The sequence below is a fragment of the Bradyrhizobium sp. Ken64 genome (genome assembly GCF_055807555.1).
In genome coordinates, this window is the sequence record NZ_JBVVPA010000007.1 from 1 (window position 1) to 26,636 (window position 26,636).

Below are 26,636 nucleotides of genomic sequence, written 5' to 3' on the forward strand. Positions count from 1 at the left end.
AACCTTGGGGTCACCGCTCTCCAGGCAATGCAAAACTCTCCCGGCGGGAGCAAAACATTCTCAAGCTCTGAGGAGCCGCGAAGCGGCGCCTCGAAGGATCGAGGCCTGAGATGTCTGCCGCCGGGCCTGCATGGTTCGAGACGCGCGCAAGGGCGCGCTCCTCACCATGAGGGTTGAGAGCGAGTACGACGCCTAGGAAGAAAGAATCGAATCAGTGCAGCGACGTGTACGCCGCGCCCAGCATCGGGCCCGGTCTCTCCCGGCTGCCGTCCTGGACATAGACCACGGCACCGTCGACGCCGTCGCGCGTGAGGTTCTCGATCGGCACCGTCCAGCTTTCCGGACGGCCGGTCCAGTCGCCGACCTTGAGCAGGTTGCGCACCACGTTGTGATAGATGACCTGCTGTCCGCGATTTTCGCCACGGCTGATCGCGATCGGCACCGACTTCGCAATGGAGCAGATCCAGACCTCGCCGTGGGACGCCGTCGGCTCCTTGCTCGCGGCCACCGAGACGTTGATCTGTTTGCCAGCGAGCGACATCGTCACGGGCACGCTCATCACACCAGTGCCCGTGTCGGTTTTGCCGATGGCGCTTTCGATGCCGGTGCGGTCGCTGCCGACGACATGCGTGGAGCCGTTGACCACAACCTGCGGCGTGTAGACTTCGCGGTCGCCGCGCATGCGTGAATAGGCCCGCTGCCGTGCAGAGAAGCGCGAATCGGCCAATGTGTCCTTCCAGCCGAGATAGTCCCAATAGTCGATCGGCATGCTCAGCGCGATGATCGAGGGATCGCGGGAGAGATCGCCGATGATCTTGTCGGCCGGCGGGCAGGAGGAGCAGCCCTGCGAGGTAAACAATTCGACAACGGCGCGGGGATCAGCCTCGGCAGGGCGAATGACGGCGACGATCGCACAGAGACCAAGTGCACCCGACCAGAGGGCGCCGGACCACCTCGAGATCACGTTGCGTGAAACCAGATGAGAAGCCGTCATTGTTGTCATGTCGAACGCCGCACACCATTGCTCATGAGAGGGAAATCTTACCGCCGGATGGTCACCGTAGTCTTACGGGCCTCACACATTTGTCCGTCCAAGAACCGTCCAAGACGAGGTTCTCTGCCGGGCGGGCCCATCTGAAGCCTGCCGCAAACGCGTGAAGGCGGCCTTGTGATAGGCCGCCTTCGTGTAACCTACTACTCACTTCGCAGTGAGCCACCGTTCACAAATCCGCGCTTACGCCGCGAGCTTGCGCAGCACGTAATGCAGGATGCCGCCGTTGCGATAGTATTCGAGCTCGTCCAGCGTATCGATGCGGCAAAGCAGCGAAACGCGCTGCAGCGAACCGTCGCCGGAGACGATCTCGGCGGTCAGCTTCTGGCGCGGTTTCAGATCGCCGATGAGACCACGCAGCGTGACCTTCTCGTCGCCCTTCAGGCCAAGCGAGGACCAGGAGGTGCCGTCCTCGAAGGTCAGCGGCAGCACGCCCATGCCGACCAAATTGGAGCGGTGGATGCGCTCGAAGCTCTGGCAGATCACGGCGCGCACGCCGAGCAGACGCGTGCCCTTCGCGGCCCAGTCGCGCGAGGAGCCGTTGCCGTATTCGGCGCCGGCGAACACCACCAGCGGCACCTGTTCCCGCTGGTACTTCATCGCGGCGTCGTAGATCGACATCTGCTCACCGTCCGGCCAGTGCTTGGTGAGACCGCCTTCCGGAATGTTGCCGTCGGCGCCCTTCAGCATGAAATTCTTGATGCGGATATTGGCGAAGGTGCCGCGCATCATGACTTCATGGTTGCCGCGCCGCGTACCGTACTGGTTGAAGTCGGCCGGACGCACCTGGTGCTCGCTGAGATATTTCCCCGCGGGCGAGGTGAGCTTGATCGAACCGGCCGGCGAGATGTGGTCGGTGGTGATCTTGTCGCCGAACATGGCGAGGATGCGGGCCTCGACGATGTCGGTGACCGGCTCCGGCTCCTTCTTCATGCCTTCGAAATAGGGCGGGTTCTGCACATAGGTCGAGCTCATGTTCCAGCGATAGGTTTCGCTCTCGACGGTCTTGATTTTGCGCCAGTTGGTGTCGCCCTTGAACACGTCGGCATACTTCTTCTTGAAGATCGACGCGGTCACGAACTTCTTCATGAAGGCGTTGATCTCCTTTGTGGTCGGCCAGATGTCCTTCAGGTAGACCGGCTTGCCGTCCTTGCCTTCACCGAGCGGCTCGACCGCGAGGTTCTTGGTGACGGTGCCCGCGAGCGCGTGGGCGACCACGAGCGGCGGCGAGGCGAGATAGTTCGCCTGCACGTCCGGCGAGACACGGCCTTCGAAGTTGCGGTTACCGGAGAGCACCGCAGCCGCGACGATGCCGTTGTCGTTGATCGACTTCGAGATCTCCTCGGGCAGCGGACCGGAATTACCGATGCAGGTGGTGCAGCCGAAACCGACCAGGTTGAAGCCGACCTTGTCGAGATCGGCCTGGAGACCGGAATCGGCGAGATAGGCCGCCACCACCTGGCTGCCCGGGGCGAGCGAGGTCTTCACCCACGGCTTTGCCTTGAGGCCCTTCGCGGCGGCGTTGCGCGCCAGAAGACCGGCGCCGATCAGCACGCTCGGGTTCGAGGTGTTGGTGCAGGAGGTGATCGCGGCGATCACGACGTCGCCATGGCCGATATCGAACTTCTTGCCTTCGACGGCAAAGCGCTTCGCCGGCTCCTCGGCCTTCTTGTATTCGCTGGCGAGGGCGAGCGAGAAGCCCTCGGCCACGGATGGCAGCGCAATGCGGCCTTCGGGACGCTTCGGGCCGGCCATCGAGGGCACGACGTCACCGAGGTCGAGCGTCAGCGTCTCCGTGAATACCGGATCGGCCGACTTGGCGGTGCGGAACAGCCCTTGCGCCTTCGCATAGGCCTGCACCAGCGCGACGCGCGCCGAGGCGCGGCCGGAGGTCTTGAGATAATCGAGCGCGGCGGCATCGACCGGGAAAAAGCCGCAGGTCGCGCCATATTCGGGCGCCATGTTGGCGATGGTCGCCTTGTCGGCGACCGAGAGATGGTCGAGGCCGGGGCCAAAGAACTCGACGAACTTGCCGACCACGCCGAGCTTGCGCAGCATCTGCGTCACGGTCAGCACGAGGTCGGTCGCGGTGACGCCTTCCTTCATCGCGCCCTTCAGCTTGAAGCCGACGACGTTGGGCAACAGCATCGACAGCGGCTGGCCGAGCATGCAGGCTTCCGCCTCGATGCCGCCGACGCCCCAGCCGAGCACGGCGAGACCGTTGACCATGGTGGTGTGGGAATCGGTGCCGACCAGGGAGTCGGGATAGGCGACCTCGAATGTGCCGGTCTTCTTGCCGACCGTCATCTTCTCCTTCTTGGTCCACACCGTCTGGGAGAGATATTCGAGATTGACCTGATGGCAGATGCCGGTGCCGGGCGGCACGACGGAGAAGTTCGAGAACGCCTTCTGGCCCCACTTCAGGAACTCGTAGCGCTCCTGGTTCTGCTTGTATTCCTCGGTGACATTCTTGCCGAAGGCCTTGTTGTCCCCGAAGAAGTTCACGATCACGGAGTGGTCGATGACGAGGTCGACCGGCACCAGCGGATTGATCTTCTCGGCATCGCCGCCGAGCTTCTGCATCGCGTTGCGCATCGCGGCGAGATCGACGACGGCGGGGACGCCGGTGAAGTCCTGCATCAGCACGCGCGCCGGGCGGAAGGCGATCTCATGCTCCAGCGACTTCTTGCGCAGCCACTTCGAGACCGCGACGATGTCTTCCTTCTTGACCGAGCGGCCGTCCTCGTTGCGGAGCAGGTTCTCGAGCAAGACCTTCATCGAGTAGGGGAGTTTCGAGATTCCCTTCAGACCATTCTTCTCGGCCGTGGGCAGGCTGTAATAGACATAGGTCTTGGCGCCGACCTTGAGGGTCTTTTTGCATTTGAAGCTGTCGAGCGAGGTCATGTAGGAAATCCCAATTGTCAGTTATACCCGGCAGGGTATTTTAACACCGTCAGCGTAGGCAGGCTGAGTCGCTTGCGGGGGCAGGTTGAGTTGCTGCATCAAGTAGTTCCGGGCTTATAGAAGCTTTCTAACCGCGCCGCCACAGCCACAATCGAGCCGCGGCAATCCGCGAGCCAAAAATTCCCGTACGCTACCCCAAGATTTCCTGAGGCCTGGCTTTGAGCGGATCGATACGAGACAAGATGCAGCTTTCCGGACGCCGGGTCAGTTGCGTGCGGGGCGGGCGCGAGGTGTTTTCCGGGCTCGATTTCGACGCCGGCTCCGGCGAAGCCGTGGCAGTCGTGGGCCGCAACGGATCGGGCAAGACCTCGCTGCTGCGGCTGATCGCGGGGCTGCTCATTCCGGCGGGCGGCACGATCGCGCTGGCCGGAGGCGATGCCGAGCTGACGCTGCCGGAGCAATGCCACTATCTCGGTCATCGCGACGCCCTGAAGCCGGCCCTGAGCGTGGCGGAGAATCTGACATTCTGGGCCGATTTTCTGGGCGGCGAGCGTTTTGACGCCGGCGAGAGCCTCGCCATCGTCGGGCTCGACCATGCCGCCGATCTGCCCGCCGCCTTCCTGTCCGCCGGCCAGCGCCGCCGGCTCTCGCTGGCCCGCCTGCTGACCGTCCGCCGACCGGTCTGGCTGTTAGACGAGCCGACCACGGCGCTCGATGTCGCGGGACAGGAGATGTTTTCCGGATTGATGCGCGAGCACCTCGGCCGCGGCGGCCTGATCGTCGCCGCCACCCACGCCGCGCTCGGGATCGATTCGCGGGAGCTGCGGATCGGGGGGATGGTGTAATTCCGATGGACCCTCAGTTTTTCGAGCGGCCGAACTCCGCCCCCTCCGTTCCCTCCCCCCTTGTGGGGGAGGGTCAGGGAGGGGGGTGCCACACGGCGCACTCTCTCGATTCCAACGTTCGGCAGGCGGGCGCTCTGTTGCTCGCGGCCCGCACCCAAGAACCATCTTCCCCGGGGCTACCCCCCTCCCCCGCCCTCCCCCACAAGGGGGGAGGGAGCGCAGATCGCCCGGGGTACCCGGCCGACGTTGCCTCCTCACCTCTAGGAGCAGTGGCATGACCGCCCTGTCTGCCCTGATCCGCCGGGACATCCGGATCGCGCTCCGCGTCGGCGGCGGGGCGTTGATTGGCGTGCTGTTCTTTCTGACCGTGGTGGTGCTGATGCCGTTTGCGGTGGGGCCGGATCTGGCACTGCTGTCGCGGCTGGGGCCGGCGATCCTGTGGCTAGGGGCGCTACTGGCGAGCCTGCTGACCCTGGACCGGCTGTTCATGGCCGACCACGAGGACGGCTCGCTCGACCTGATCACCATGAGCCGGACCCCGCTGGAACTCGCCTGCGCGTCGAAAGCGCTGGCGCATTGGCTGGCCGCCGGCCTGCCGCTGATCGTCGCAACCCCCGTGCTCGGCCTGCTGCTCAACCTCGACATGGTCGCGACCGGCGCGGTGGCGCTGACGCTGCTCGCCGGCACCCCGGCGCTGACGTTTACCGGGATGATCGGTGCGGCGCTGGCGGTGACGCTGCATCGTGGCGGCTTGCTGATGGCGGTCCTGGTGCTGCCGCTGTCGATCCCGGTGCTGATTTTCGGCGTCGCGGCCTCACAGGCGGTGATCGTCGGACCCATGACGTTCGGCGCGCCGTTCTCGATCCTGTGCGCGCTGTCGCTGGTCAGCCTCGTGATCGGCCCCTTCGCGGCCGCGGCGAGCCTGAAGCATGGACTGGACTGAGATGGACTGGACTGACCTTGACCCCGATCAACTTTCGCTGCGGACATTCGTGCTGATTGCGTGAGCGCTTACCTGTGATTATCAGGATACCATGACGCTGATCGACCTCGCCAACCCCACACGGTTCCTCGCGCTGACGGCGCGGCTGCTGCCGTGGCTTGCGGCCGCGACAATCATCCTGCTCGCGATCGGGCTCTATCAGTCCGCCACCGCGCCCGACGACTATCAGCAGGGCGCGACAGTGAAGATCATGTTCATCCACGTGCCCAATGCCTGGCTGTCGATGTTCGTGTGGGGAGTGATGAGCATTGCCTCCCTGGGCACGCTGGTGTGGCGGCATCCGCTCGCCGACGTGGCCGCGAAAGCGGCCGCCCCGATCGGCGCCGCCTTCACCTTCCTCGCGCTGCTGACGGGCTCGCTGTGGGGCCGACCGATGTGGGGCACCTATTGGGAATGGGACGCGCGGCTGACCTCGGTGCTGATCCTGTTCCTGATGTATCTCGGCCTGATGGCGCTGTGGCGCGCGGTCGACGAGCCCTCCCGCGCGGCACGCGCCGCCGCCGTGCTGACGCTGGTCGGCGCGCTCAACCTGCCGATCATCAAGTTCTCGGTCGACTGGTGGAACACGCTGCACCAGCCGGCCTCGGTGATGCGGATGGGCGGCTCGTCGCTCGACAAATCATTCCTGATTCCGCTGCTGGTGATGGCCATCGCGTTCACCCTGCTGTTCGTCACGCTGCATCTGGCTGCGATGCGCAACGAGATATTGCGCCGGCGCGTACGGTCCCTGCAGATGATGCAGGCGAGCCGTGTGGCGTTTTCAGACGTCGGCACCGGCTCGCGTGAAGGCAGCACGTCAAAAGAAGTGGGGGCTGCATGATCATGTCGCTCGGTCCCTACGCGTCCTTCATCGTGACGTCCTATGCCGCGGCCGCCCTCGTGGTCGTGATCCTGATCGGCTGGATCGTGCTCGATTATCGGAGCCAGACACAGCGCCTGCGCGAGCTCGAGCGCAGCGGCGTCACCCGCCGCTCCGGCCGTAGCGCGACGGATCGGCCATGAGAGATCGAGCATGAGCGAGCAATCGACGTCAGCTCCGCCGCAGCGCCGCACCTTCCTGATGGTGCTGCCGCTGATCGCGTTCATCGGCCTGGCGCTGTTGTTCTGGTTCCGGCTCGGCAGCGGCGATCCCTCGCGGATCCCGTCCGCGCTGATCGGACGCCCCGCGCCGCAAACCACGCTGCCGCCGCTCGAGGGATTGCAGGCTGACAACGCGCAGATCCCCGGCCTCGATCCGGCTGCGTTCAAGGGCAAGGTCAGCCTCGTCAATGTCTGGGCGTCCTGGTGCGTGCCGTGCCACGACGAGGCGCCGCTGCTGACCGAATTGGCAAAAGACAAGCGCTTCCAGCTCGTCGGCATCAACTACAAGGATGCCGCCGACAATGCGCGGCGCTTCCTGGGGCGCTACGGCAACCCGTTCGGCCACGTCGGCGTCGACGCCAACGGCCGCGCCTCGATCGAGTGGGGCGTCTATGGCGTGCCCGAGACTTTCGTCGTCGGCCGCGAAGGCACCATCGTCTACAAGCTGGTGGGACCGATCACGCCGGACAATTTGCGGACGGTGCTGTTGCCGCAGATGGAAAGGGCGTTGAAATAGCCACCGTCATTGCGAGGAGCCCTTGCGACGAAGCAATCCAGCATCCCTCCGCGGATAGATTCTGGATTGCTTCGCTTCGCTCGCAATGACGAGCTGAGAGAGCGCTACCCCTTCCTCACATCCCCCGCCTCGGCCTCGCTGGCTTCCAGCGACGCCGGCTCGAGGTGATAGCGCTTGGTCAGCGGCATCTGGGCGATGGCGAAGATCATGGTGATCGGCGTGACGCCGAACACCTTGAAGTTGACCCAGAAGTCGGTGCTCTGGGTGCGCCAGACGATCTCGTTTAACACCGCCATGCCGGCGAAGAACAGCGCCCAGCGCAGCGTCAGGATGCGCCAGCCCTGCGGCGTCAAATTGAACATCTGGTCGAACATGACGGCGATGAAGGAGCGGCCGAACAACAGGCCGCCGCCGAGGATCGCGGCGAACAAAGCGTAGATGATGGTCGGCTTGAGCTTGATGAAGGTCTCGTCGTGCAGCACCAGGGTCAGCGTGCCGAACACCAGCACGATGACGCCTGTCACGATCGCCATGATCGGAATGTGGCGCGTCACCACATAGGAGGCGATCATCGCCGCGACGATCGCGACCATGAAGGCGCCGGTCGCGGCGAACAGGTTGAACTTCGCATTCACGAAGAAGAACACGAGCAGCGGCCCGAGCTCGGTCGCAAGCTTGAACAGCGGATGCGGCTGGGTCTTGTCCATTCTTCAGCTTTCGATTCCGGCAATGGCGCGGGCGAAATCGCGCGCGGTGAATGGCGCGAGATCGTCGACGCCTTCGCCGACGCCGATGAAATGCACCGGGAGTTTGAATTTTTCCGCGAGCGCCACCAGAATGCCGCCACGAGCGGTGCCGTCGAGCTTCGTCATCACGAGGCCGGTGACCCCGGCGGTGCGATGGAACGCCTCGACCTGCGACAGCGCGTTCTGGCCGACGGTGGCGTCCAGCACGAGCAGCACCGCATGCGGCGCAGTCGCGTCCACCTTGCGGATGACGCGCACGACCTTTTCGAGCTCGTTCATCAGCTCGGCCTTGTTCTGAAGCCGCCCGGCGGTGTCGATCAGGAGCACGTCGATGGCCTGCTCCTTCGCCGCCGTCAGCGCGTTGAAGGCGAGGCTCGCCGAATCCGAGCCTTGCGCACCTGATATGACGGGCGTCTTCGTGCGTTCGCCCCAGACCTTGAGCTGCTCGATCGCCGCGGCGCGAAACGTGTCGCCGGCGGCCAGCATCACCTTGCGGCCTTCGGACGCGAATTTTTGCGAGAGTTTTCCGATGGTCGTGGTCTTGCCGGAGCCGTTGACGCCGACCACGAGGATGACGAAGGGCTTCTTGCCCGTGTCGATCACGAGCGGTTTTGCCACCGCCGCCAGCACCTTTTCGACTTCGGTCGCGACGACGTCCTTGACCTCGTCCGCCGAGATCGCCTTGTCGTAGCGCCCCGTGCCGACGGCGTCCGCAATCCGCACCGCGACCGAGGTGCCGAGGTCGGCGCGCAGCAGCACGTCCTCGATGTCGTCGAGCATGGCGCGGTCGAGCTTGCGCTTGGTCACGAGGTCGGCGACCGCGGTCCCGAGTGAGGACGAGGTGCGCTTCAGCCCGTCGGACAGGCGGCGCCACCAGCTCAGCTTGGGGGTCTCGGGGGTGGTATCGTTCATGGTGGCGGTGTGTTAGCCGTTCCGGCTCCCAAACGAAAGTCTTGACCGAAAGTCTCGCCGAGAACGAAAGTCTTGCAATTGCTCGATGTTCCCGAATTGACCGCCGATGAAATCCTCGCGCGCGTGCTCCATCGCGACGGATTGATGCTGGTCATCGACAAGCCGGCCGGCCTGCCGGTGCATCGCGGTCCCAAGGGCGGCGCCAATCTGGAAACTTCCTTCGACGCACTCCGGTTTGGCCTGCCGCGGCCGCCGGTGCTGGCCCACCGGCTGGACAAGGACACTTCCGGTTGCCTCGTGCTCGGCCGCCATCGCAAGGCGACGGCCTCGCTCGGCCTGCTGTTCAAGCATGGCAAGATCGGCAAGACCTACTGGACCATCGTCGAGGGCGGCCCCACCGAGGACGAAGGCACCATCGACATGCCCCTCGGGCGGCTGAACGCCGAGCGCGGCTGGTGGCAGAAGCCGGACCCGGAGGGCCAGAAGGCCATCACAAACTGGAAGGTGATGGGCCGGGGCGGCGGCCTGACCTGGCTCGCCATGGAACCGGTGACCGGGCGGACCCATCAATTGCGGGTGCATGCGTCCGCGACCGGCTGGCCGATCTTCGGCGATAACATTTACGGCAACGGCCCGCGCTTCGGCGAGCCGAAGCTGCACCTGCATTCCCGCGAGATCGTGGTGCCGATCTCCCGCAACAAGGAGCCGGTCCGCGTGGTGGCGCCGGCCCCGCCCCACATGCACGAGCGGCTCCGCGCCTGCGGGTGGAACGGGGAGTAGCCCAACTGCTCGCCCTCATGGTGAGGAGGCGCGTCAGCGCCGTCTCGAACCATGAAAGGCCCGCATCTCGCTCGCGGCCATCCTTCGAGACGCCCGCTTCGCGGGCTCCCCAGGATGAGGAACAGTGCCCGCCACGCTCCCTATAGTTTACGAAACGTTCAGTGCTCGTCGCTAATGATAATTGTTGCTTAGAACAAGCTTCCGTCAATCTGCTCAGGACGAGCTGCGCGTCATGTCCACGGCCGAACTATCGATCATCGACGAGGTCGAGTCCGCGCTTCGGACTGGCTCGGCGGAAAAGGGCCTGGCAACCGCCCGCCGCGTCACCGACCTGTTCCTGTCCTCCGCCGGCAGTTTCGACGACGAGCAGATCGCACTGTTCGACGACGTGCTCGATCGCCTGATCGGCACCATCGAGCTCCGCGCCATCGCCGACATGGGTGCGCGCGTAGCGCTCGCCGAGATCAGCGCGCAGCTCGCGCCGATCGCGCAGGCACCGCCGTCGGTCATTCGCCGCCTCGCCAACAATGACGAAATCCGCATCGCCGGTCCCGTGCTGCAGGAATCCGCGCGCCTTGATGACGGCGCGCTGGTGCAGATCGCATCGAGCAAGGGCGAGCCGCATCTGCTCGCGGTCGCCGGACGCTGGTGGCTGAAGGAGATCGTCACCGATGCATTGCTGGCGCGGCGTTATCCCAGCGTCAGCCGGCGGCTCGCCGCCAATCCCGGCGCGCGCGTTTCCGGCAACGGATTCGCCGTCATCGTCGGACAGGCCGAGGCCGATCCCGAACTCGCCGTCAGCGTCGGCGTCCGCGTCGATCTGCCGTCGGACCTGCGCCGACAATTGCTGCGCTCGGCGAGCGATGCCGTGCGGACCCGCTTGTTGTCGCGCGCGCCGCCGCACCTGTTCGAGGAGATCCAGACCGCGATCGCCGCCGTCACCGTCGGTGTCGAGCGCGAGATGTCGGGGGCCCGCGATTTCGAAGGTGCCAAGCGCGCCGTCGCAGGCCTCAAGGCGGCCGGCCAGCTCAACGAAGCGACGCTGCTCGGTTACGCCACGCAGCGGCGTTATGAAGAAGCGGTGGCCGCATTGGCCGCATTGTCGGGATCGACCGTCGAAGTGATACGCCCGCTGATGCAAAGCCTGCGCGAGGACGGCCTGTTGGTGCCGTGCAAGGCGGCGCAGCTCAGCTGGGAAACCACCGCCGCCGTGCTTCAGAGCCGCTTTGCGACCGGCGCGATGAAGCCGCCCGATATCGCACGGGCTCAAAGCCATTACGCGCGCATGACCCCGGAGAATGCGCGGCGGACGCTGCGGTTCTGGCAGGTGCGCGCGTCTTAAGGTATGCATTTTGGGCCGCGCTGCGCCCTCCGCCGTCGTCCTGGCGAAAGCCAGGACCCATAACCACCGAATTCAGTTTGGCGAAGACTTGTAGTTGGCAATTGCGTGCAACAACCTCTCCTTGGGGTAATGGATCCTGGCTTTCGCCAGGACGACGTTGGGGATGCAGTTGTGGAATGACGGCAAATTACGTCGTCAGCCGCGCGCCATCACGACCGGCGATCCGCAGCGGCACGACGCTGCCGATACGCTCGCCCGCAATTGCCACCGGCAAATAATGCTCCGTCCGCCCCTGACCGTCGCCCTCGATCAGCACCTCACGCGTGGCGCCGATCTCGGCTTGCAGCCGCTGCAGAAGCGCGGCCTCACCGGCCAAGCGTAGCCGCTTCGCCCGCTGCTTGATTGCACCGCTCGCCACCTGCGGCATCCGCGCGGCGGGGGTGCCGGGCCGCGGCGAATAGGGGAAGACGTGGAGGAACGTCAGGCCGCATTCCTCGACCAGATCGAGCGAACGCGAGAACATCGCCTCGGTCTCGGTCGGAAAGCCCGCAATGATGTCGGCACCCAGCGCGATATCCGGGCGCAGGCGGCGGACCTGGTCGCAGAACGCGATGGCGTCGCCGCGCGTATGCCGCCGCTTCATGCGCTTCAAGATCAAGTCGTCACCGGACTGCAGCGACAGGTGCAGATGCGGCATCAACCGCAGATCCTCGGCGATGGCATCCAGCAGGTCGCTGTCCGCCTCGATCGAATCGATCGAGGAGATGCGCAGGCGCCTCAGCTCAGGCACATGCCGCAAGATCTGCTTCGTCAGCGTGCCGAGTTTCGGCGCGCCCGGCAGATCAGTGCCGTAACTGGTGAGATCGACGCCTGTCAAGACGATCTCGGCATGGCCGCGCTCGACCAATGCCCGCACCTGATCGACCACGGCGCCCATCGGCACCGAGCGCGAATTGCCGCGCCCAAACGGAATGATGCAAAAGGTGCAGCGATGGTCGCAGCCGTTCTGCACCTGGACGAAAACGCGCGGCAGGCCGCTCGCAAAGCCGTCGATCAGATGCGGCGCCATCTCCTTCACCGCCATAATGTCGCTGACGGCTATTTTTTCGCTCGCACCGAGATCGAACGCCGCACGCGCCTCGCGCCACGCAGACGACCGCATCTTGTCGTCATTGCCGACGACGCGGTCGACTTCGGCCATCTCGGCAAACATGCCGCTTTGCGTCTGCGCCGCGCAACCGGTGACGACGATGCGCGCTCCCGGCCGCTCGCGCTTCAATTTGCGGATCGACTGCCTCGCCTGCGCCACCGCTTCGTTGGTGACGGCGCAGCTGTTGATGACGATGGTGTCGGAGAGTCCCGCGCCTTCCGCCTCGCGGCGGATCACCTCGGCCTCGAAGGCATTGAGGCGGCAGCCGAAGGTGACGATGTCGACGGTCATTACCCGACCGGCGCGAACAGCGCGGGATCGAAACTGCCTTCATATTCGAAGGTCGCCGTGCCCGTCATCAGCACGTGATCGTCGCGCTCGCGCCATTCGATGCCGAGCTTGCCGCCGGGCAGCGTGATCTCGACATTGCGCTCGGCGCGCTTCAGCCGCGCGGCCGCAACCGCCGTGGCACAAGCGGCCGAGCCGCAGGCCTTGGTCAGGCCGGCGCCGCGCTCCCAGGTGCGGATCGTGATGTGCTGGGGATCGACGATATGGGCGAGCGTGATGTTGGCGCGCTCGGGGAAGATCGGATGGTTTTCCAGCAGCGGACCGAAACGCTCGAGATCGTAGGCGTTGACGTCATCGACCCAGAAGATCGCATGCGGATTGCCCATGCTGACCACCGAGGGCGAATGCAGGATCGGATTGTCGATCGGGCCGATCTGCAATTCGATGTAGCGGGTGTCGCGGAATTCCTGATCGAGCGGAATGTCCTGCCAGCCGAACTTTGGCGCGCCCATGTCCACCGTATAAAGATCCGGCGCCGGACCCTGCCAAGCATTGAGCAGGCCCGCGGCCGTCTCGAACGTTGCATTGGTCTGGCCGGTCTTCTCGAAAACGCGCCGCACCACGCAGCGCATGCCGTTGCCGCAGGCGCCGGCCTCGGAGCCGTCACTGTTGTAGATGCTGATGAACGCTTCGGTGCCGTCGAAGCGCGGCTTCTGCAGCACCATGAGCTGGTCGTAGCGCACGCCGCCACGCGCCGATGCCACCGCGCGGGCATCGTCCGGGGTCACCTTTGAGGCGGAATCGCGCATGTCGACAACGACGATCTCGTTACCGATGCCGTTCATCTTGGCAAATGCGTGGTTGGCCAGCGCGCTCATGAAAATTCCCGAATTTCGCCTGCCTTATATGGCGATCCTTGGCCCTCTTGGCCAGTGATTTGCCGCCGAGAGCCAGGACGCTGCCAGGACGTCTGCCATGACGCATCTGTCATGGGACGAATTCGGCGCTCGCGTGTTAGAACGGCGCAATTCGCGCAAACCGGGACGGCGCAGCCGGGTTAGGGCCTCGGTGGGTTAAGACCTTGGCGCGCAAGGTTTTGGGGAGAATTAGAATGTTCAGGTTTCGTCGTCTTGCTTTGGCCGCGCTGATCCCGGCAGCCGCCGCGTCGTTTGGTCTGTCCGCCACGCTGGCCCAGACGCCGAGCCCGGCGCCGGCCGCATCAGCGAGCCCCTCGCCGGCCCCGTCAGCTTCGCCCTCCCCGGCCGCGAGCGCTGCACCGGTGGCCACGCCGGCGCCGGCGGCCAGCGCCTCGCCAAGCCCTGCCACGTCCCCTGCAACCTCGCCCTCGCCCGCCGCCAGTGCCTCACCCAGCCCGGCCACTCCACCCCCGGCCGCCGCCGCGTCGCCGGCTCCCGTGCAGACGGCCGATCCCTTCGGCCAGGAAACCACGCTCGAGCCCAAGAAGGTCGTGATGGTCAAGGGCACTGCCAATTGGGACTCGGCCTTCGACACGCTGATCGACGCGTTCAAGGCGCTGAACACAATTCTGGACAAGCAGGGCATCAAGCCCGCCGGCAATTCGATGATCGTCTACACCTCGACCGACGATACCGGCTTCACCTTCCTTGCCGAGATCCCGGTCGAGCAGGACCCGAAGAACCTGCCCAAGGACATGAGCGTCGGCAAATCGCCGGAAGGCAAGGCCTTGAAATTCGTCCATCGCGGCTCCTACGACAACATGGACAACACCTATGAGGCGATCACCAATCACCTCGACGACAAGAAGCTGGAAGCCAAAGACACCTTCATCGAGGAGTACCTCACCGATCCCCTGAAGACGGCCGAGGACAAGCTCGTGATCAATGTATTCGTGCCGCTGAAGTGAGACCGATGAAAAAGCCTGCCAGCCTTTTGATGACCTCCCTTGTTACGTCCTTTGCCGCCGCACTGCTGGCAACGCCCGCGCTCGCCGACGATTTTCCGTCCGCGATTTCGGTGAGCGGCGAGGCCACCATCTCCGCCGCGCCTGATCTGGCGCAGATCGACGCCGGCGTCGCCAACGACGCCAAGTCTGCGAAGGAAGCTTCCGACGCCAACAACGCCGCGATGGGCAAGGTGCTGCTGGCGCTAAAGGGCGCAGGCATTGACGAGAAGGATTACCAGACCTCGCGGCTGTCGCTGCAGCCGCAATACGGCCAGAACAAATCCACCGGCGCCTCGCCGGTGGTCGGCTTCCGCGCCTCAAACCGCGTCACCGTGAAGATCCGCGACGTGACCAAGGTCGCCGCCATCATCGACACGCTGGTCGGCGCCGGCGCCAACGATATCGGCAACATCTCCTTCGAAGTGACGCAGGCCTCGAAATTGCTCGACGATGCCCGAGAGAAGGCTGTCGCAGACGCCCGCCGCAAAGCGGAGATCTACGCCAGGGCCACCGGCGTCACGCTGGGCGCGCCGCTCAGCGTGTCCGAAGGCGGCGCCCCGATGCCGCTGTTCAAGGGACGCATGGCCGCAGCACCCATGGCCGCGGGCGGCGCGGCCGTTGCGCCGGGCGAGGAAACGCTGGCGGTGACGGTGAATGTGAGCTGGGCGATCAAGGCGAAAGAGCAGTAGGGCAGGTGCCGCGACAGACTCCATGTCGTCCCGGCGAAGGTGTTAGCAGCGACGACGAAGCTAAATCTCCATCACCTGCCCCGGCTTCATCGCCACAAATCTTTCCTGCGGCACCTTCGCGGCATCGAGTGCCTCGACCAGCGCCTTCGCTGGCGCATCGATTGCCTCATCTGTCAGCTGAAACGTGCCGTGGTGATGCCCGAGTGCGGCCTGCGCGCCGCAATCCGCCAGCGCCTTCACCGCGTCTTCCGGGTTCATGTGCTGATCGCGCATGAACCAGCGCGGCTCGTAGGCGCCGATCGGGAGGATCGCCAGGCGTAACGGCCCGTGCTTCTCGGCGACGCGGCGGAAATGCCTGCCATCGCCATAGCCGGAATCGCAGACGACATAGACTTTCCCCGCAGGCGTCTCCAGCACGAAACTCGCCCACAGCGCCTTGTTGCGGTCGAACATGCCGCGCGCCGACCAGTGCCGGGTCGGCACCAGCGTCACGGCGATACCGCCGCCGAGCTCGACGCGATCGTGCCAGTCGAACGCGTCCACCTTGATCGTCGCATCGGTGCTGCGCATCGTGACGTCGTTGCCGAGCGGGGTCACCACACGCGGGGCAAAATTCTTGGCGAGTCGCGACAGCGTCGCCATGTCGAGATGATCGTAATGGCCGTGCGAGACCAGCACGATATCGATCTTCGGCAAATGATCGAAGGCGATGCCGGGATCGTTGTGCCGCTTCGGCCCGGCAAAGCTGACGGGCGAGACCCGCGTCGACCAGACCGGATCGACGAGAATGTTGAGGCCGCCGGTCTGGATCAGCCAGCTGGCGTGGCCGACGAACGAGAGCCGCACCTTGTCGCCGTCGACGCGGTCCGGCGGGGTGTCTGCATGGGGGCTCGGCGCCCAATCCGGCCAGCTCGCGCGCTGCCGCTTGCCGCCAAATTGCCAGCGCAGGACCTCACGAAGCGATTTCGGCGGCACGCCGTCCGGATCGAAGAAGTTCAGGCCGTCGAAATGGTCGGAGACCGGGCCGTCATAGGTTTTCATGCGGGACATCCAAAGGGAGGGCACGCCGACCAATGCGCCGGCACCGGCGAGCAGTCCGAACAGGCGGCGGCGGGTGATCGGCACGGATCTGGCTTCAGGAATGGTCGGGACGGTAAGGCATCACCGCTATATGGGCGGGGTCCGCGGAAAAGGAACCCGCCGCCGGAAAGTTCATCTTTTCAAGGCTTTGCCTTCCAAAGCCGCCCCAGCCATCCTAACTTTCCTTGACTTTCGGGCGGCAGCGGCGTTTAACCCGGCCACTTTCTCGGAAAGGCTTTCTTTTCGACCCGCCCACTGGCCCCAGAGGCCAGAGGCCAACGCCCGACAGCGCGATGCGCCCTCGGGCGTAAAGGTGTTTGGAAGATCGCTTCGCGAAGGTGTCATCCCCCGCGAAGGCGGGGGATCCAGTATTCCAGAGGCAGCTCGGCTTGAGCCGACGCGCCGCGGCGTACTGGATGCCCCGGTCAAGCCGGGGCATGACGACGGTGAATACGGCAACCCTGCTTAGGCAGGACAAGGGACAACGGCATTGTTCGACAATCTGTCGGAACGGCTTGGCGGCATTCTCGATCGTCTGACGGGGCGCGGTGCGCTGACCGAAAAGGACGTCGACGCCGCGATGCGCGAGGTGCGCCGTGCGCTGCTGGAAGCCGACGTCGCGTTAGAGGTGGTGCGCAGCTTCACCGAGCGGGTCCGCGAGCAGGCCATCGGCGCCACCGTCGTCAAGTCGGTGACGCCAGGCCAGATGGTGGTCAAGATCGTCCATGACGAGCTGATCAACACGCTCGGCGCCGAAAGCCAGACCATCGACATCAATTCCGTGCCGCCGGTGCCGATCATGATGGTCGGCCTGCAAGGCTCCGGCAAAACCACCACCACCGCAAAGCTTGCCCGTCGCATGGTCCAGCGCGACAAGCGCAAGGTGCTGATGGCCTCGCTCGACATCTACCGTCCCGCGGCGATGGAGCAGCTGGCCGTCCTGGGCCGCGACCTCGACATTCCGACACTGCCGATCGTCGCCGGCCAGCAGCCGGCCCAAATCGCGAAACGCGCGCTGGAGGCCGGCAAGCTCGGCGGCTACGACGTCGTGCTGCTCGACACCGCCGGCCGCACCACGCTCGACGAGGAGATGATGGCGGAAGCGGCGGCCATCAAAGCCGCCGCCAATCCGCATGAAGTGCTGCTGGTGGCAGACAGCCTCACCGGCCAGGACGCCGTCAATCTCGCCCGCGCCTTCGACGAGCGCGTCGGCCTCACCGGCATCGTGCTGACCCGAGTCGACGGCGACGGCCGCGGCGGCGCCGCGCTGTCGATGCGCGCGGTGACCGGCAAGCCGATCAAACTGCTCGGCACCGGCGAAAAGACCGATGCGCTGGAGGATTTCCATCCCGACCGAATTGCGGGGCGCATCCTCGGCATGGGCGACGTGGTGTCGCTGGTCGAACGCGCGGCCGCCAACATCGACGCCGAAAAGGCCGCGCGCACCGCCGAGCGGATGCGCAAGGGTCAGTTCGACCTCAACGACATGCGCGAGCAGCTGTCGCAGATGGCCAACATGGGCGGCATCAGCGGGCTGATGGGCATGATGCCCGGCATCGCCAAGATGAAGAACCAGATCGCGGCCGCCGGCATCGACGACAAGATCTTGAAGCGTCAGGTCGCGGTGATCGATTCCATGACGCGCGACGAGCGCCGTCATCCCGATCTGCTCAAGGCCAGCCGCAAGAAGCGCATCGCCGCGGGTTCCGGCCAGAGCGTCGAGCAGGTCAACAAGCTGCTCAAGATGCACCGGAACATGGCCGACATGATGAAGGCCATGGGCTCCGGCAAGCGCGGTCCGCTCGCCGGCATCGCGCAGGCGATGGGCTTTGGCGGTGGCATGAAGCCGCCGTCGCCGGAAGAGATGAAGGCGCTGCAGGAGAAGATGCAGGGTGGCGGCGGACAAGGTCTGCCCAACCTGCCGAAGGATTTGCCTCCCGGGCTGCGCCAGGGTCTGCCGAACGTTCCGGGCCTGACCGGACTGAGCGGCAAGCCGATGCTGCCGGGCCTCGGCGGTTTCCCCGGCAAGAAGAAATGAGGAATTCGTCGCGGGAGATCGCAACGGTCTCGCGCAACGCGGAATACCAATCAACCGAACAAAACGTACTTTGAAGGAGAACTTACATGTCCGTCGTTATCCGTCTCGCCCGTGCTGGCACCAAGAAGCGCCCCGTCTATCACGTCGTCGTCGCCGATTCGCGCTTTCCCCGCGATGGCCGCTTCATCGAGCGTCTCGGCTATTTCAACCCGCTGCTGCCGAAGGACAACGAGACCCGACTGAAGCTCGACATGGACAAGGTGAAGGCCTGGCTCGCCAAGGGCGCGCAGCCGTCGGACCGTGTGTCCCGCTTCCTCGACGCCGCCGGCGTCAAGAAGCGCGAAGTGCGCAACAACCCGGAAAAGGCCGTGCCGCGCAAAGAGCGCAAGGCGCAGGCCGAAGCCGCCGCGAAGGGTTAAGGCGCTTCGATGGCCGGGCCTTCATGCTTCGAGACGCACGGTCTGTGCCGTGCTCCTCAGCATGAGGGTCTATCTCCTCATCCTGAGGAGCCGCGAAGCGGCGTCTCGAAGGACGAGGCCAGCTGATGTCTCAGCTCGTTTGCGTCGCGCGGATCGGCGCCCCGCATGGCGTGCGCGGCGCGGTCAAACTGTGGACCTTCACCGAAGATCCATTTGCCGTGCGGAGCTACGGCCTGCTCTCGTCCAAGGACGGCAAGCGCCGGTTCGAGGTCGCAACGGCGCGCGCGGCCAAGGATCATCTGGTTGCAACGTTCAAGGGCGTAACGACCCGCGATGAGGCCGAGCGCCTCAACGGCATCGAGCTCTACGTCGCGCGCGAAAAGCTGCCCGCGACGGACGAGGGCGAATATTACCACACCGATCTGATCGGGCTCGCAGCCGTCACCACGGCGGGCGATGCGCTCGGCCGCGTGCTCGCGATCCACAATTTCGGCGCCGGCGACATCATCGAGATCGCGCCGCCCCAAGGCACCACGATGCTGCTGCCGTTCACGGACGCGGTGGTGCCGGAGGTCGATCTCACGGGCGGCCGCGTCGTGATCGCGCTGCCCGAGGAGATCGAGGGCGAGGATCCCTCCCCGGGTCGTCCCGGCCTAGTGCGCAACTTGCGCACGGGGGGCCGGGACCCATAACCACAGGCCAGAATTTTTGGCTAAGCTGATCGCTCCAGCCGCCGCAAAACGAAGTGCGGTGGTTATGGGTCCCGGATCTGCGCTCCGCTTGTCCGGGACGACAATAACTGAGACCCGATGACGACTTCCTCACCCTGGCGCGCGACGGTGCTGACGCTGTTTCCGGAGATGTTTCCGGGGCCGCTGGGCGTGAGCCTGGCCGGCCGGGCGTTGGCTGGCGGGCTCTGGGAGCTTGAGGCGCGGGACATCCGGACCTCGGCCACCGACCGCCACCGCAGCGTCGACGACACCCCGGCCGGCGGTGGGCCGGGCATGGTGCTTCGGGCCGATGTTCTGGCGGCGGCCATCGACGCCGCCGGGATCGGCCCGGACCGGCCGAAACTGCTGATGAGCCCGAGGGGGCGGCCATTGACCCAGGCTCGGGTCATGGAGCTGGCGAAAGGCCCCGGCCCCCTGATCGTCTGCGGGCGGTTCGAGGGGGTGGACCAGCGCGTGATCGACGGGCGGGGCCTGGAGGAGGTCTCGATCGGGGATTACGTGCTCTCCGGCGGCGAAATCGCGGCCCTGGCCCTGATCGACGCCTGCGTTCGCCTGCTGCCGGGCGTGATGGGCAAGGAAGCCTCGGGAACCGAGGAAAGCTTTTCGGACGGCCTGCTCGAGTACCCCCAATACACGCGGCCGCAGCTGTTCGAGGGAGCCCCGATCCCGGAGATCCTGACCTCCGGCGACCATGCCAAAGTCGCCAGCTGGCGACGGGCGGAATCCGAGGCCCTGACGGCGGCCCGGCGACCGGATTTGTGGGCCCAGATCCCGAGCAAAGTCCCGAATCGGGCCGGACGCCAAAAAACGCCAAAAAACAAGACAGACGGGTGACAAACGCTCCGGCTTGCCTTATAGCAGCGGCCACATCCGCAATGGCTGGATAAACGAATTTCGCGCAGCCCCCGTTTTCCAAGGCTGGGCGCGCCGATGGAGATTTACCCATGAACCTGATCCAACAGCTCGAAAAAGAGCAATTCGACAAGCTCTCCGCCAGCAAGGAGATTCCGGAATTCGGTCCCGGCGATACCGTGATCGTCAACGTGAAGGTCGTCGAAGGCGACCGCACCCGCGTGCAGGCCTATGAAGGCGTTTGCATCGGCCGTTCCGGCGGCGGTCTCAACGAGAGCTTCACGGTGCGCAAGATTTCGTACGGCGAAGGCGTGGAGCGCGTGTTCCCGGTGATGTCGCCGATGATCGACTCGATCAAGGTGGTGCGCCGCGGCAAGGTGCGTCGCGCCAAGCTCTATTATCTCCGCAACCTTCGCGGCAAGTCGGCCCGCATCGTCGAGAAGAAGCAGGACCGCCCGGCTGCTGCCGTCAACGAGTAAGCTCCGCTTACAGGCGAGTTATCGAGAGCGCGGGGCCAAACCCCGCGCTTTTTTGTTGGCTGTTCGCATGTCTCGACCCTCATCCTGAGGAGCGCGGAACGCGCGTCTCGAAGAATGCAGGCCCGCCTGTGGCCTCGCCCTTCGAGACGCGCGCTGAGGCGCGCTCCTCAGGGTGAGGGGCATGTCTTGCGCGAGCCTTGAAAGCCCTCGCGATTCCGGTTCGGCCTGCTATATATTCTTGGAATGTTTCCAGATTTGACCAGCCTCTCGCCCGTCAAGCGCGTCGTCATCGACGATCGCTCGCGGCTGCCCGGCCGGTTCTTCGGACGCTTCGCGACCTCGGCAACGTCAGAGCTTACGCGCGCAGCCTAAAAGCTGCGCTGACGATTTGGTTGCCCCCGCGCGCCAGCCGCGCAACCCGCTCTACACAACATTCCTGGAGCTGACGCTCATGTCCAAGCCGACCACATTGTACGACAAGATCTGGAACGACCATCTGGTGCACGAAGCCGAGGACGGCACCTGCCTGCTCTATATCGATCGCCATCTGGTGCACGAGGTCACTTCACCGCAGGCGTTCGAAGGCCTGCGCGCCACCGGCCGCAAGGTCCATGCGCCGGAGAAGACGCTGGCCGTGGTCGATCACAACGTGCCGACCACCGACCGCACCAAGCCGAACCCCGATCCTGAAAGCATCGAGCAGATCAAGGCACTGGCCGATAACGCCAGGGAATTCGGCATCGAATATTACGACGAGTTCGACAAGCGTCAGGGCGTCGTCCACGTCATCGGCCCCGAGCAGGGCTTCACGCTGCCCGGCACCACCATCGTCTGCGGTGACAGCCACACCTCGACGCATGGTGCGTTCGGCGCGCTCGCGCACGGCATCGGCACGTCGGAAGTCGAACATGTGCTGGCGACGCAGACGCTGATCCAGAAGAAGGCGAAGAACATGCGCGTCACCGTGGACGGCAAATTGCCTGACGGCGTGACGGGCAAGGACATCATCCTCGCCATCATCGGCGAGATCGGCACCGCTGGCGGCACCGGCTACGTGCTCGAATACGCCGGCGACGCGATCCGCGCGCTCAGCATGGAAGGCCGCATGACGGTCTGCAACATGTCGATCGAAGGTGGCGCGCGCGCCGGCCTGGTCGCGCCGGACCAGAAGGCGTTCGACTTCCTGCGCGATCGTCCGAAGGCGCCGAAGGGCGCGGATTGGGACGCGGCGATGCGTTACTGGGAGAAGTTGCGCTCGGACGAAGGCGCGCATTTCGACCACGAGCTGCGGCTCGATGCAGCGAAGCTGCCGCCGATCGTGACCTGGGGCACTTCGCCTGAGGACGTCATCTCGGTCACCGGCAGCGTACCCGATCCCGACACGATTGCGGACGAGGCCAAGCGTCTCTCCAAGCACCGTGCCTTGAAGTACATGGGCCTGACCGCGGGGACGAAGATCACCGACATCAAGCTCGACCGCATCTTCATCGGCTCCTGCACCAACGGCCGGATCGAGGATCTGCGCGCCGCCGCCAAGATCGCGGAAGGCAAGCAGGTCGCAGGCGGCGTCAACGCCATGGTCGTGCCGGGCTCCGGCCTCGTGAAGGAGCAGGCCGAGGCTGAAGGTCTGGACAAGATCTTCATCAAGGCCGGCTTCGAATGGCGCGAGCCCGGTTGCTCGATGTGCCTCGCGATGAACCCCGACAAGCTGGCGCCGGAAGAGCGTTGCGCCTCGACCTCGAACCGCAATTTCGAGGGCCGCCAGGGTTTCAAGGGCCGCACCCATCTGGTGTCGCCGGCGATGGCCGCAGCCGCGGCGATCGCGGGTCACTTCGTCGACATCAGGGAGTGGCGGTAAGCCGCTCGCTTTAATTTGAGCGATCGCGGCAAACCGCCGTTAATCGGCAGCGCCGACACTGCGTCCTCGCGAGGGTTTCGCGAGGACACGAGCTCATGGCCAGCAAGCCTGAATATGTCGATCTGATCAGCGCGGCGACGCCCCAGCATCGGCGGCGCGCCGCGCCGCTGCGCATGGTCGCCAAGCCCGAGGTCGAGGAGACCTCGAAGCTCAGCCGCTGGCCGCCGGCGATGTTCAAGCAGTGGAAGATCGAGAACCTGACGCGATGGACGTCGGCGACGTGGAAACTGAAGGACTGGCTTTAACCGACGTTCTCCGTCATGGCCGGGCTCGTCCCGGCCATCCACGTTCTTCGACTTGCACAGAAAGATCGTGGATGCCCGGGACAAGCCCGGGCATGACGACACAACTCACATCCATCACCAATAGCGGTACGGATGGTGCCAGCGATGCCAGCGGCAGACGCGGCGCGGGCCGTAATAGGTCCAGATGACCCGGCAGCGGCGCGGATGGTGGTAATAGGGATAGTAGCCGCCATAGTAGCGCCGGTGGAAATGGCGATGGCCGTAATAGGCGGGGCGATAGCCGCCATAGCGGTGATAGCCGCCGTAGTGATGAATTCCGCCGTAGCGATAGCCGCCGCCATGAAAGGCGGGCGCGGCGCGGAAGCCGCCAGCGTGGAAACCACCGCCGCGGAAGCCACCGATATGTCCTCCGCCACCGTGAAAGCCGCCTCCACCGTGGAAACCGCCGCCGCCATGGAAGCCGCCGCCGCCATGCCCACCGCCGCCGTGGCGAACCTGGATCATGTCGTCACTTGCGGCCTTCGCCGCAGGCAACGCGGTCGGATTGATTGGAGTCATTGCTTCAGCAGGACGCGTCGTTCCGGCCGACAGCATCAGCGTCGCGGCGGCCGCAATCCCGAGCAAGCGCATCGGGCTTGCCCTGAGACCCAATATTCTCAGCATGGACTTCTCCCTGAATCTGGACAGCAGAGTTGCGACGCTCGTTCGCGTCGCGCGTCAGCGCTGTTCATTGACGGCCGCTCCCAAGATTAAATTAGGGACAGCGACGTGAATGCCTCATGAATGAACGACGTGCCCGGCGTCGCGCTACGACGTCACCACCACGGCCCGAAGCCGAGCACGAAGGGTGCGGGCATGCCGTAAGGATAAGGACGGTAGTAGACAGGCCGCGCATAGTAATGCGGATCAGGACGCGGGGCGTATCGCACGACGTCGGACCGCACATGTCGGCGGGCGTCGAACACCGCGCGCCCGGCCGACGCATCGGGCAGCTTCGTCACCCTGTGCGCAGCGGACGCGTGAGGCAGGCCTGCGGCAAGCCCGACGGCAACCGCTAATGCGAACCATTTCGTCATGACGACCTCTGCCTGCAACACGGCGCTTCATCGGCGCGCGATGGCATCGCGCTCGTATCAGCCCCGGCGCCAGTAGCAGCTCATATGCGGCACGATCACCGTGCCGCTGGGGCGATATTCCTGCACATAGGTGGCGTTGCACTCGCGGACCGCATCGGGACCGGGATTGTAGCGAGGATAGACGCCATCCGGAATGTAATAGGGCGTGACGCGCAGGCGCGCCGGGGGCCGCTTGCGCGGCGGCGGCAGATCGTCTCGTGAGGCCGCCTGGGCGAGCCTGATCCCGGAAGCCGCGGTCTGGGCCGCCGCGCCAACGCAAAACTGCGAAAACAACCCCATGCACAGTAGCGTCAGCGCTGTTTTCGCTCGCATTTTCCCGCCCATTTGAACGTCCACTTCGAGGCCCCAAGCTCCCCGTTTTGACGGCGCCCGTCAACCTCGCCGCGCTTATAAAGCCGGATGCATCGCCGCGAAACCCACGCTATGAGAAGCCCATGTGGACGGAATTGAAAGCGCCCTCGCTGGCCGAGATGGAAGCGATGGCGCATGAAGTGTTCGAACGCCTGCCGGCGGAGTTTCGTAGGCTGTGCGAGGGCGTGATCATCCGCGTCGACGACTTCCCGACCGAGGAAGTCCTGGACGAGATGGCATGCGAGAGCGAGTTCGACCTGCTCGGCCTGTTCCAGGGCGTCGGCCTGCCGCAGCAGAGTTTTGCCGACGTGGCACGACTGCCCAACATGGTGTGGCTCTACCGCCGGCCGATCCTGGATTACTGGGCCGAGCACGACGAAAGCCTCGGCCATATCGTCCGCCACGTCCTGATCCACGAGATCGGCCATCATTTCGGCCTCTCGGACGACGATATGACCGCGATCGAGGCCCAAGAGCCCGGTTAGGCAGACGAGACCTGCCGAATTCGGCCTAGGATTTCCGCCCCGATCGCGATAAATACCGGTTCCCTAGACCACCCCGGGAAAGCGCAACCATGGACAAGTTCACCACGCTGGAAGGCGTCGCGGCGCCGCTGAAGATCATCAATGTCGACACCGACATGATCATTCCGAAGCAGTACCTCAAGACCATCAAGCGCACCGGCCTTGGCAAGGGGCTCTTCTCCGAGCAGCGCTACAAGGACGACGGCAGCGAGAATCCGGATTTCGTCCTCAACCAGCCCGCCTATCGCAATGCGAAGGTGCTGGTCGCCGGCGACAATTTCGGCTGCGGCTCGAGCCGCGAGCACGCGCCCTGGGCGCTGCTCGACTTCGGCATCCGCTGCGTGATCTCGACCTCGTTCGGCGACATCTTCTACAACAACTGCTTCAAGAACGGCATCCTGCCGATCCGCGTTGCCCAGGAAGACCTCGACAAGCTGTTCGACGACGCCGAGCGCGGCGCCAACGCGACGCTGACGATCGACCTGCCGAACCAGGAGATCCGCGGTCCCGACGGCGGCAAGGTCAAGTTCGAGATCGACCCGTTCCGCAAGCACTGCCTGATCAACGGCCTCGACGACATCGGCCTGACGATGGAGAAGAAGGCCTCGATCGACACCTATGAGGACAAGCTCAAGCGCGAACGTGCCTGGGCCTGATCTCAAGTTTTTATTCGAGCCCCGGTGCTACAAGCGCCGGGGCTTTTTCTTTGTCCTGATTATCCCATATCTCTCGAGCATGATCTTGTCGGAAAACCGCTGCACACTTTTCCGGATCATGCTCTAAGCTCCGCGCATGCTGCCTGACGTCGTCACCTTCTGGCACGGCCCGATGGACGCCCTGCGCCAGACCTGTCTGCGCTCGCAGCTGGCTGCCGGCCACAAGGTCACGGTCTACAGTTTTGACACCATTCCGGGCCTGCCCGCCGGCGTCGGCAACGCGGACGCCGAGGCGATCCTGCCGCATGCGTTCTCCGAGCGATTGCGGCCGCCGCAGCCGGACGGCAGCTGGCGCGACTGGACCACGCTTCAGTTCAGCGACTTCTTCCGCATGAAGCTGATGGCGAAGGGCCTCGGCCTCTGGCTCGACGCCGACGTGCTGCTGCTCAGGCCCGTCGAAATCGATCCGGTAAAACCCTACTTCGCGTGGGAGCGGCCGCGCCAGCTCGGCAACTCCGTGATTTACCTTCCGCCCGGGCATGGCATCGTTGCCGCCTTCGAAGAGCTGATGGAGCAGGAGGAGCTGACGCCGAACTGGCTGTCGCTGCGCCATCGCGTCACGTTCGCGATGCGCCGCCTGCGCGGCGGCTCGAACCGCCTCTCCGACATCCGCGTCGCGATCTTCGGGCCGGCGGCGCTCACCGCGCTCGCGCGCCGCACAGGCGCGCTGCACTGCGCCTTGCCGAAGCAATCGTTCTACGCCGTGCATGCCGAGCCAAAACTGTTCTTCGATCCCTCGAGCTATCTCGGCTTCGTCACCGACCGCGAGATCATCGGCCTGCACATCTCGCCCAAGGGCCGCGGCGGCGAGAAACCGATCCCGGGCAGCCTGTATGCGTGGGCGGCGGAGCGGTTCGCGTAATTTTCTCCGCTGTGCGGCGCACTCGTGCCCCGGACGCAGCGCAGCGCGAAGCGG

29 protein-coding genes are annotated in these 26,636 nt (G+C 65.0%); 19 read left to right on the plus strand and 10 right to left on the minus strand.

The features are described 5' to 3' along the window. Positions 1–211 precede the first annotated feature (211 nt). Entirely contained in the window at positions 212–1,003 is a 792-nt protein-coding gene (locus AC0L2F_RS14090) for a DUF1223 domain-containing protein (RefSeq protein WP_473248774.1), read from the minus strand. A gap of 231 nt (positions 1,004–1,234) precedes the next feature. Then, positions 1,235–3,955, minus strand: a complete 2,721-nt coding sequence (gene acnA, locus AC0L2F_RS14095; RefSeq protein WP_473248775.1) for an aconitate hydratase AcnA — start codon at positions 3,953–3,955, stop codon at positions 1,235–1,237. Positions 3,956–4,197: 242 nt separating this feature from the next. Between acnA and ccmA the strand changes: the two genes are divergently transcribed. The 5 genes from ccmA to AC0L2F_RS14120 all read left to right on the plus strand — a co-directional run bounded on the left by ccmA (position 4,198) and on the right by AC0L2F_RS14120 (position 7,400). Beyond that, positions 4,198–4,800 (plus strand): heme ABC exporter ATP-binding protein CcmA, encoded by a 603-nt coding sequence (gene ccmA / locus AC0L2F_RS14100; RefSeq protein ID WP_473248776.1) that lies wholly within the window; start codon positions 4,198–4,200, stop codon positions 4,798–4,800. Between the two features lie 274 nt (positions 4,801–5,074). Further along, entirely contained in the window at positions 5,075–5,743 is a 669-nt protein-coding gene (gene ccmB, locus AC0L2F_RS14105) for a heme exporter protein CcmB (RefSeq protein ID WP_007604305.1), read from the plus strand. A 91-nt stretch (positions 5,744–5,834) separates the two neighbouring features. Beyond that, positions 5,835–6,623: a heme ABC transporter permease gene (locus tag AC0L2F_RS14110; protein ID WP_473248777.1), complete on the plus strand. Its 789-nt coding sequence runs from the start codon at positions 5,835–5,837 to the stop codon at positions 6,621–6,623. Beyond that, positions 6,620–6,805 carry a heme exporter protein CcmD gene (ccmD, locus tag AC0L2F_RS14115; protein WP_106945552.1) on the plus strand — a complete coding sequence of 62 codons (186 nt, stop codon included), beginning with the start codon at positions 6,620–6,622 and terminating at the stop codon, positions 6,803–6,805. The genes AC0L2F_RS14110 and ccmD overlap by 4 nt, the downstream gene beginning before the upstream one ends. 10 nt (positions 6,806–6,815) lie before the next feature. Then, on the plus strand, positions 6,816–7,400 hold the full coding sequence (locus AC0L2F_RS14120; RefSeq protein ID WP_473248778.1) for a DsbE family thiol:disulfide interchange protein: 585 nt from the start codon (positions 6,816–6,818) through the stop codon (positions 7,398–7,400). Between the two features lie 104 nt (positions 7,401–7,504). Here the strand turns inward: AC0L2F_RS14120 and AC0L2F_RS14125 are convergent, their stop codons facing one another. Continuing rightward, a complete protein-coding gene (locus AC0L2F_RS14125) occupies positions 7,505–8,107 on the minus strand; it encodes a septation protein A (RefSeq protein WP_007598838.1) in 603 nt (200 codons plus the stop codon). Positions 8,108–8,110: 3 nt separating this feature from the next. Further along, positions 8,111–9,058 (minus strand): signal recognition particle-docking protein FtsY, encoded by a 948-nt coding sequence (gene ftsY, locus AC0L2F_RS14130; RefSeq protein WP_473248779.1) that lies wholly within the window; start codon positions 9,056–9,058, stop codon positions 8,111–8,113. 78 nt (positions 9,059–9,136) lie between these two features. On the opposite strand from ftsY, the gene AC0L2F_RS14135 reads away from it, so the two are divergent. Both AC0L2F_RS14135 and AC0L2F_RS14140 read left to right on the plus strand, forming a co-directional pair. Continuing rightward, positions 9,137–9,838, plus strand: a complete 702-nt coding sequence (locus AC0L2F_RS14135; protein WP_063992348.1) for an RluA family pseudouridine synthase — start codon at positions 9,137–9,139, stop codon at positions 9,836–9,838. 232 nt (positions 9,839–10,070) lie between these two features. Continuing rightward, complete coding sequence (locus tag AC0L2F_RS14140) at positions 10,071–11,180, plus strand: DUF2336 domain-containing protein (RefSeq protein ID WP_473248780.1); 1,110 nt, start codon at positions 10,071–10,073, stop codon at positions 11,178–11,180. Positions 11,181–11,367: 187 nt separating this feature from the next. Here AC0L2F_RS14140 and mtaB read toward each other — a convergent pair whose 3' ends face one another. Together mtaB and dapF are read right to left on the minus strand one after the other, a co-directional pair. Continuing rightward, a complete protein-coding gene (gene mtaB, locus AC0L2F_RS14145) occupies positions 11,368–12,621 on the minus strand; it encodes a tRNA (N(6)-L-threonylcarbamoyladenosine(37)-C(2))-methylthiotransferase MtaB (RefSeq protein ID WP_473248782.1) in 1,254 nt (417 codons plus the stop codon). Next, a complete protein-coding gene (dapF, locus tag AC0L2F_RS14150) occupies positions 12,621–13,496 on the minus strand; it encodes a diaminopimelate epimerase (protein ID WP_473248783.1) in 876 nt (291 codons plus the stop codon). The genes mtaB and dapF overlap by 1 nt, the downstream gene beginning before the upstream one ends. 233 nt (positions 13,497–13,729) lie before the next feature. Here dapF and AC0L2F_RS14155 point away from each other — a divergent pair, with 233 nt between their 5' ends. Beyond that, on the plus strand, positions 13,730–14,503 hold the full coding sequence (locus tag AC0L2F_RS14155) for a GyrI-like domain-containing protein (RefSeq protein WP_473248784.1): 774 nt from the start codon (positions 13,730–13,732) through the stop codon (positions 14,501–14,503). 5 nt (positions 14,504–14,508) lie between these two features. Next, positions 14,509–15,231: an SIMPL domain-containing protein gene (locus AC0L2F_RS14160; protein ID WP_007604281.1), complete on the plus strand. Its 723-nt coding sequence runs from the start codon at positions 14,509–14,511 to the stop codon at positions 15,229–15,231. 60 nt (positions 15,232–15,291) lie between these two features. On the opposite strand, the gene AC0L2F_RS14165 is transcribed toward AC0L2F_RS14160, so the two are convergent. Next, a complete protein-coding gene (locus AC0L2F_RS14165; RefSeq protein ID WP_007604279.1) occupies positions 15,292–16,356 on the minus strand; it encodes an MBL fold metallo-hydrolase in 1,065 nt (354 codons plus the stop codon). A gap of 445 nt (positions 16,357–16,801) precedes the next feature. Between AC0L2F_RS14165 and ffh the strand changes: the two genes are divergently transcribed. The 7 genes from ffh (at position 16,802) to AC0L2F_RS14200 (ending at position 22,993) form a co-directional block, all read left to right on the plus strand. Further along, positions 16,802–18,349: a signal recognition particle protein gene (gene ffh / locus AC0L2F_RS14170; protein WP_007604277.1), complete on the plus strand. Its 1,548-nt coding sequence runs from the start codon at positions 16,802–16,804 to the stop codon at positions 18,347–18,349. Between the two features lie 86 nt (positions 18,350–18,435). Then, the gene (rpsP, locus tag AC0L2F_RS14175) at positions 18,436–18,768 is read left to right on the plus strand and encodes a 30S ribosomal protein S16 (protein ID WP_007598827.1); all 333 of its coding nucleotides are present in this window, start codon (positions 18,436–18,438) and stop codon (positions 18,766–18,768) included. Between the two features lie 125 nt (positions 18,769–18,893). Next, complete coding sequence (gene rimM / locus AC0L2F_RS14180; protein WP_473248785.1) at positions 18,894–19,460, plus strand: ribosome maturation factor RimM; 567 nt, start codon at positions 18,894–18,896, stop codon at positions 19,458–19,460. A gap of 117 nt (positions 19,461–19,577) precedes the next feature. Next, positions 19,578–20,333: a tRNA (guanosine(37)-N1)-methyltransferase TrmD gene (gene trmD / locus AC0L2F_RS14185; RefSeq protein WP_473248786.1), complete on the plus strand. Its 756-nt coding sequence runs from the start codon at positions 19,578–19,580 to the stop codon at positions 20,331–20,333. Between the two features lie 110 nt (positions 20,334–20,443). Further along, entirely contained in the window at positions 20,444–20,830 is a 387-nt protein-coding gene (gene rplS, locus AC0L2F_RS14190; RefSeq protein ID WP_007604265.1) for a 50S ribosomal protein L19, read from the plus strand. 451 nt (positions 20,831–21,281) lie between these two features. Beyond that, entirely contained in the window at positions 21,282–22,688 is a 1,407-nt protein-coding gene (leuC, locus tag AC0L2F_RS14195) for a 3-isopropylmalate dehydratase large subunit (RefSeq protein ID WP_473248787.1), read from the plus strand. Positions 22,689–22,783: 95 nt separating this feature from the next. Continuing rightward, complete coding sequence (locus AC0L2F_RS14200) at positions 22,784–22,993, plus strand: hypothetical protein (RefSeq protein WP_007604263.1); 210 nt, start codon at positions 22,784–22,786, stop codon at positions 22,991–22,993. 114 nt (positions 22,994–23,107) lie between these two features. On the opposite strand, the gene AC0L2F_RS14205 is transcribed toward AC0L2F_RS14200, so the two are convergent. The 3 genes from AC0L2F_RS14205 to AC0L2F_RS14215 form a co-directional block, all read right to left on the minus strand. Next, entirely contained in the window at positions 23,108–23,656 is a 549-nt protein-coding gene (locus AC0L2F_RS14205) for a hypothetical protein (protein WP_473248788.1), read from the minus strand. 152 nt (positions 23,657–23,808) lie between these two features. After that, the gene (locus AC0L2F_RS14210) at positions 23,809–24,069 is read right to left on the minus strand and encodes a hypothetical protein (protein WP_473248789.1); all 261 of its coding nucleotides are present in this window, start codon (positions 24,067–24,069) and stop codon (positions 23,809–23,811) included. 57 nt (positions 24,070–24,126) lie between these two features. Continuing rightward, complete coding sequence (locus AC0L2F_RS14215) at positions 24,127–24,408, minus strand: hypothetical protein (RefSeq protein WP_473248929.1); 282 nt, start codon at positions 24,406–24,408, stop codon at positions 24,127–24,129. A 155-nt stretch (positions 24,409–24,563) separates the two neighbouring features. Here AC0L2F_RS14215 and AC0L2F_RS14220 point away from each other — a divergent pair, with 155 nt between their 5' ends. The 3 genes from AC0L2F_RS14220 to AC0L2F_RS14230 all read left to right on the plus strand — a co-directional run bounded on the left by AC0L2F_RS14220 (position 24,564) and on the right by AC0L2F_RS14230 (position 26,582). After that, complete coding sequence (locus tag AC0L2F_RS14220; RefSeq protein ID WP_473248790.1) at positions 24,564–24,965, plus strand: metallopeptidase family protein; 402 nt, start codon at positions 24,564–24,566, stop codon at positions 24,963–24,965. Between the two features lie 89 nt (positions 24,966–25,054). Further along, complete coding sequence (gene leuD / locus AC0L2F_RS14225; RefSeq protein ID WP_018459795.1) at positions 25,055–25,660, plus strand: 3-isopropylmalate dehydratase small subunit; 606 nt, start codon at positions 25,055–25,057, stop codon at positions 25,658–25,660. A 136-nt stretch (positions 25,661–25,796) separates the two neighbouring features. After that, positions 25,797–26,582: a glycosyltransferase family 32 protein gene (locus AC0L2F_RS14230; RefSeq protein ID WP_473248791.1), complete on the plus strand. Its 786-nt coding sequence runs from the start codon at positions 25,797–25,799 to the stop codon at positions 26,580–26,582. Positions 26,583–26,636 lie beyond the last annotated feature (54 nt).

What these genes read in the sequence shown, in the direction of transcription:
- AC0L2F_RS14090 (WP_473248774.1), bottom strand. Translation starts at nt 1,003, where the DNA reads ATGACAACAATGACGGCTTCTCATCTGGTTTCACGCAACGTGATCTCG.
- acnA (WP_473248775.1), bottom strand. Translation starts at nt 3,955, where the DNA reads ATGACCTCGCTCGACAGCTTCAAATGCAAAAAGACCCTCAAGGTCGGC.
- ccmA (WP_473248776.1), top strand. Translation starts at nt 4,198, where the DNA reads ATGCAGCTTTCCGGACGCCGGGTCAGTTGCGTGCGGGGCGGGCGCGAG.
- ccmB (WP_007604305.1), top strand. Translation starts at nt 5,075, where the DNA reads ATGACCGCCCTGTCTGCCCTGATCCGCCGGGACATCCGGATCGCGCTC.
- AC0L2F_RS14110 (WP_473248777.1), top strand. Translation starts at nt 5,835, where the DNA reads ATGACGCTGATCGACCTCGCCAACCCCACACGGTTCCTCGCGCTGACG.
- ccmD (WP_106945552.1), top strand. Translation starts at nt 6,620, where the DNA reads ATGATCATGTCGCTCGGTCCCTACGCGTCCTTCATCGTGACGTCCTAT.
- AC0L2F_RS14120 (WP_473248778.1), top strand. Translation starts at nt 6,816, where the DNA reads ATGAGCGAGCAATCGACGTCAGCTCCGCCGCAGCGCCGCACCTTCCTG.
- AC0L2F_RS14125 (WP_007598838.1), bottom strand. Translation starts at nt 8,107, where the DNA reads ATGGACAAGACCCAGCCGCATCCGCTGTTCAAGCTTGCGACCGAGCTC.
- ftsY (WP_473248779.1), bottom strand. Translation starts at nt 9,058, where the DNA reads ATGAACGATACCACCCCCGAGACCCCCAAGCTGAGCTGGTGGCGCCGC.
- AC0L2F_RS14140 (WP_473248780.1), top strand. Translation starts at nt 10,071, where the DNA reads ATGTCCACGGCCGAACTATCGATCATCGACGAGGTCGAGTCCGCGCTT.
- mtaB (WP_473248782.1), bottom strand. Translation starts at nt 12,621, where the DNA reads ATGACCGTCGACATCGTCACCTTCGGCTGCCGCCTCAATGCCTTCGAG.
- dapF (WP_473248783.1), bottom strand. Translation starts at nt 13,496, where the DNA reads ATGAGCGCGCTGGCCAACCACGCATTTGCCAAGATGAACGGCATCGGT.
- AC0L2F_RS14155 (WP_473248784.1), top strand. Translation starts at nt 13,730, where the DNA reads ATGTTCAGGTTTCGTCGTCTTGCTTTGGCCGCGCTGATCCCGGCAGCC.
- AC0L2F_RS14160 (WP_007604281.1), top strand. Translation starts at nt 14,509, where the DNA reads ATGAAAAAGCCTGCCAGCCTTTTGATGACCTCCCTTGTTACGTCCTTT.
- rpsP (WP_007598827.1), top strand. Translation starts at nt 18,436, where the DNA reads ATGTCCGTCGTTATCCGTCTCGCCCGTGCTGGCACCAAGAAGCGCCCC.
- rimM (WP_473248785.1), top strand. Translation starts at nt 18,894, where the DNA reads ATGTCTCAGCTCGTTTGCGTCGCGCGGATCGGCGCCCCGCATGGCGTG.
- trmD (WP_473248786.1), top strand. Translation starts at nt 19,578, where the DNA reads ATGACGACTTCCTCACCCTGGCGCGCGACGGTGCTGACGCTGTTTCCG.
- rplS (WP_007604265.1), top strand. Translation starts at nt 20,444, where the DNA reads ATGAACCTGATCCAACAGCTCGAAAAAGAGCAATTCGACAAGCTCTCC.
- leuC (WP_473248787.1), top strand. Translation starts at nt 21,282, where the DNA reads ATGTCCAAGCCGACCACATTGTACGACAAGATCTGGAACGACCATCTG.
- AC0L2F_RS14200 (WP_007604263.1), top strand. Translation starts at nt 22,784, where the DNA reads ATGGCCAGCAAGCCTGAATATGTCGATCTGATCAGCGCGGCGACGCCC.
- AC0L2F_RS14205 (WP_473248788.1), bottom strand. Translation starts at nt 23,656, where the DNA reads ATGCTGAGAATATTGGGTCTCAGGGCAAGCCCGATGCGCTTGCTCGGG.
- AC0L2F_RS14210 (WP_473248789.1), bottom strand. Translation starts at nt 24,069, where the DNA reads ATGACGAAATGGTTCGCATTAGCGGTTGCCGTCGGGCTTGCCGCAGGC.
- AC0L2F_RS14215 (WP_473248929.1), bottom strand. Translation starts at nt 24,408, where the DNA reads ATGGGGTTGTTTTCGCAGTTTTGCGTTGGCGCGGCGGCCCAGACCGCG.
- AC0L2F_RS14220 (WP_473248790.1), top strand. Translation starts at nt 24,564, where the DNA reads ATGTGGACGGAATTGAAAGCGCCCTCGCTGGCCGAGATGGAAGCGATG.
- leuD (WP_018459795.1), top strand. Translation starts at nt 25,055, where the DNA reads ATGGACAAGTTCACCACGCTGGAAGGCGTCGCGGCGCCGCTGAAGATC.
- AC0L2F_RS14230 (WP_473248791.1), top strand. Translation starts at nt 25,797, where the DNA reads ATGCTGCCTGACGTCGTCACCTTCTGGCACGGCCCGATGGACGCCCTG.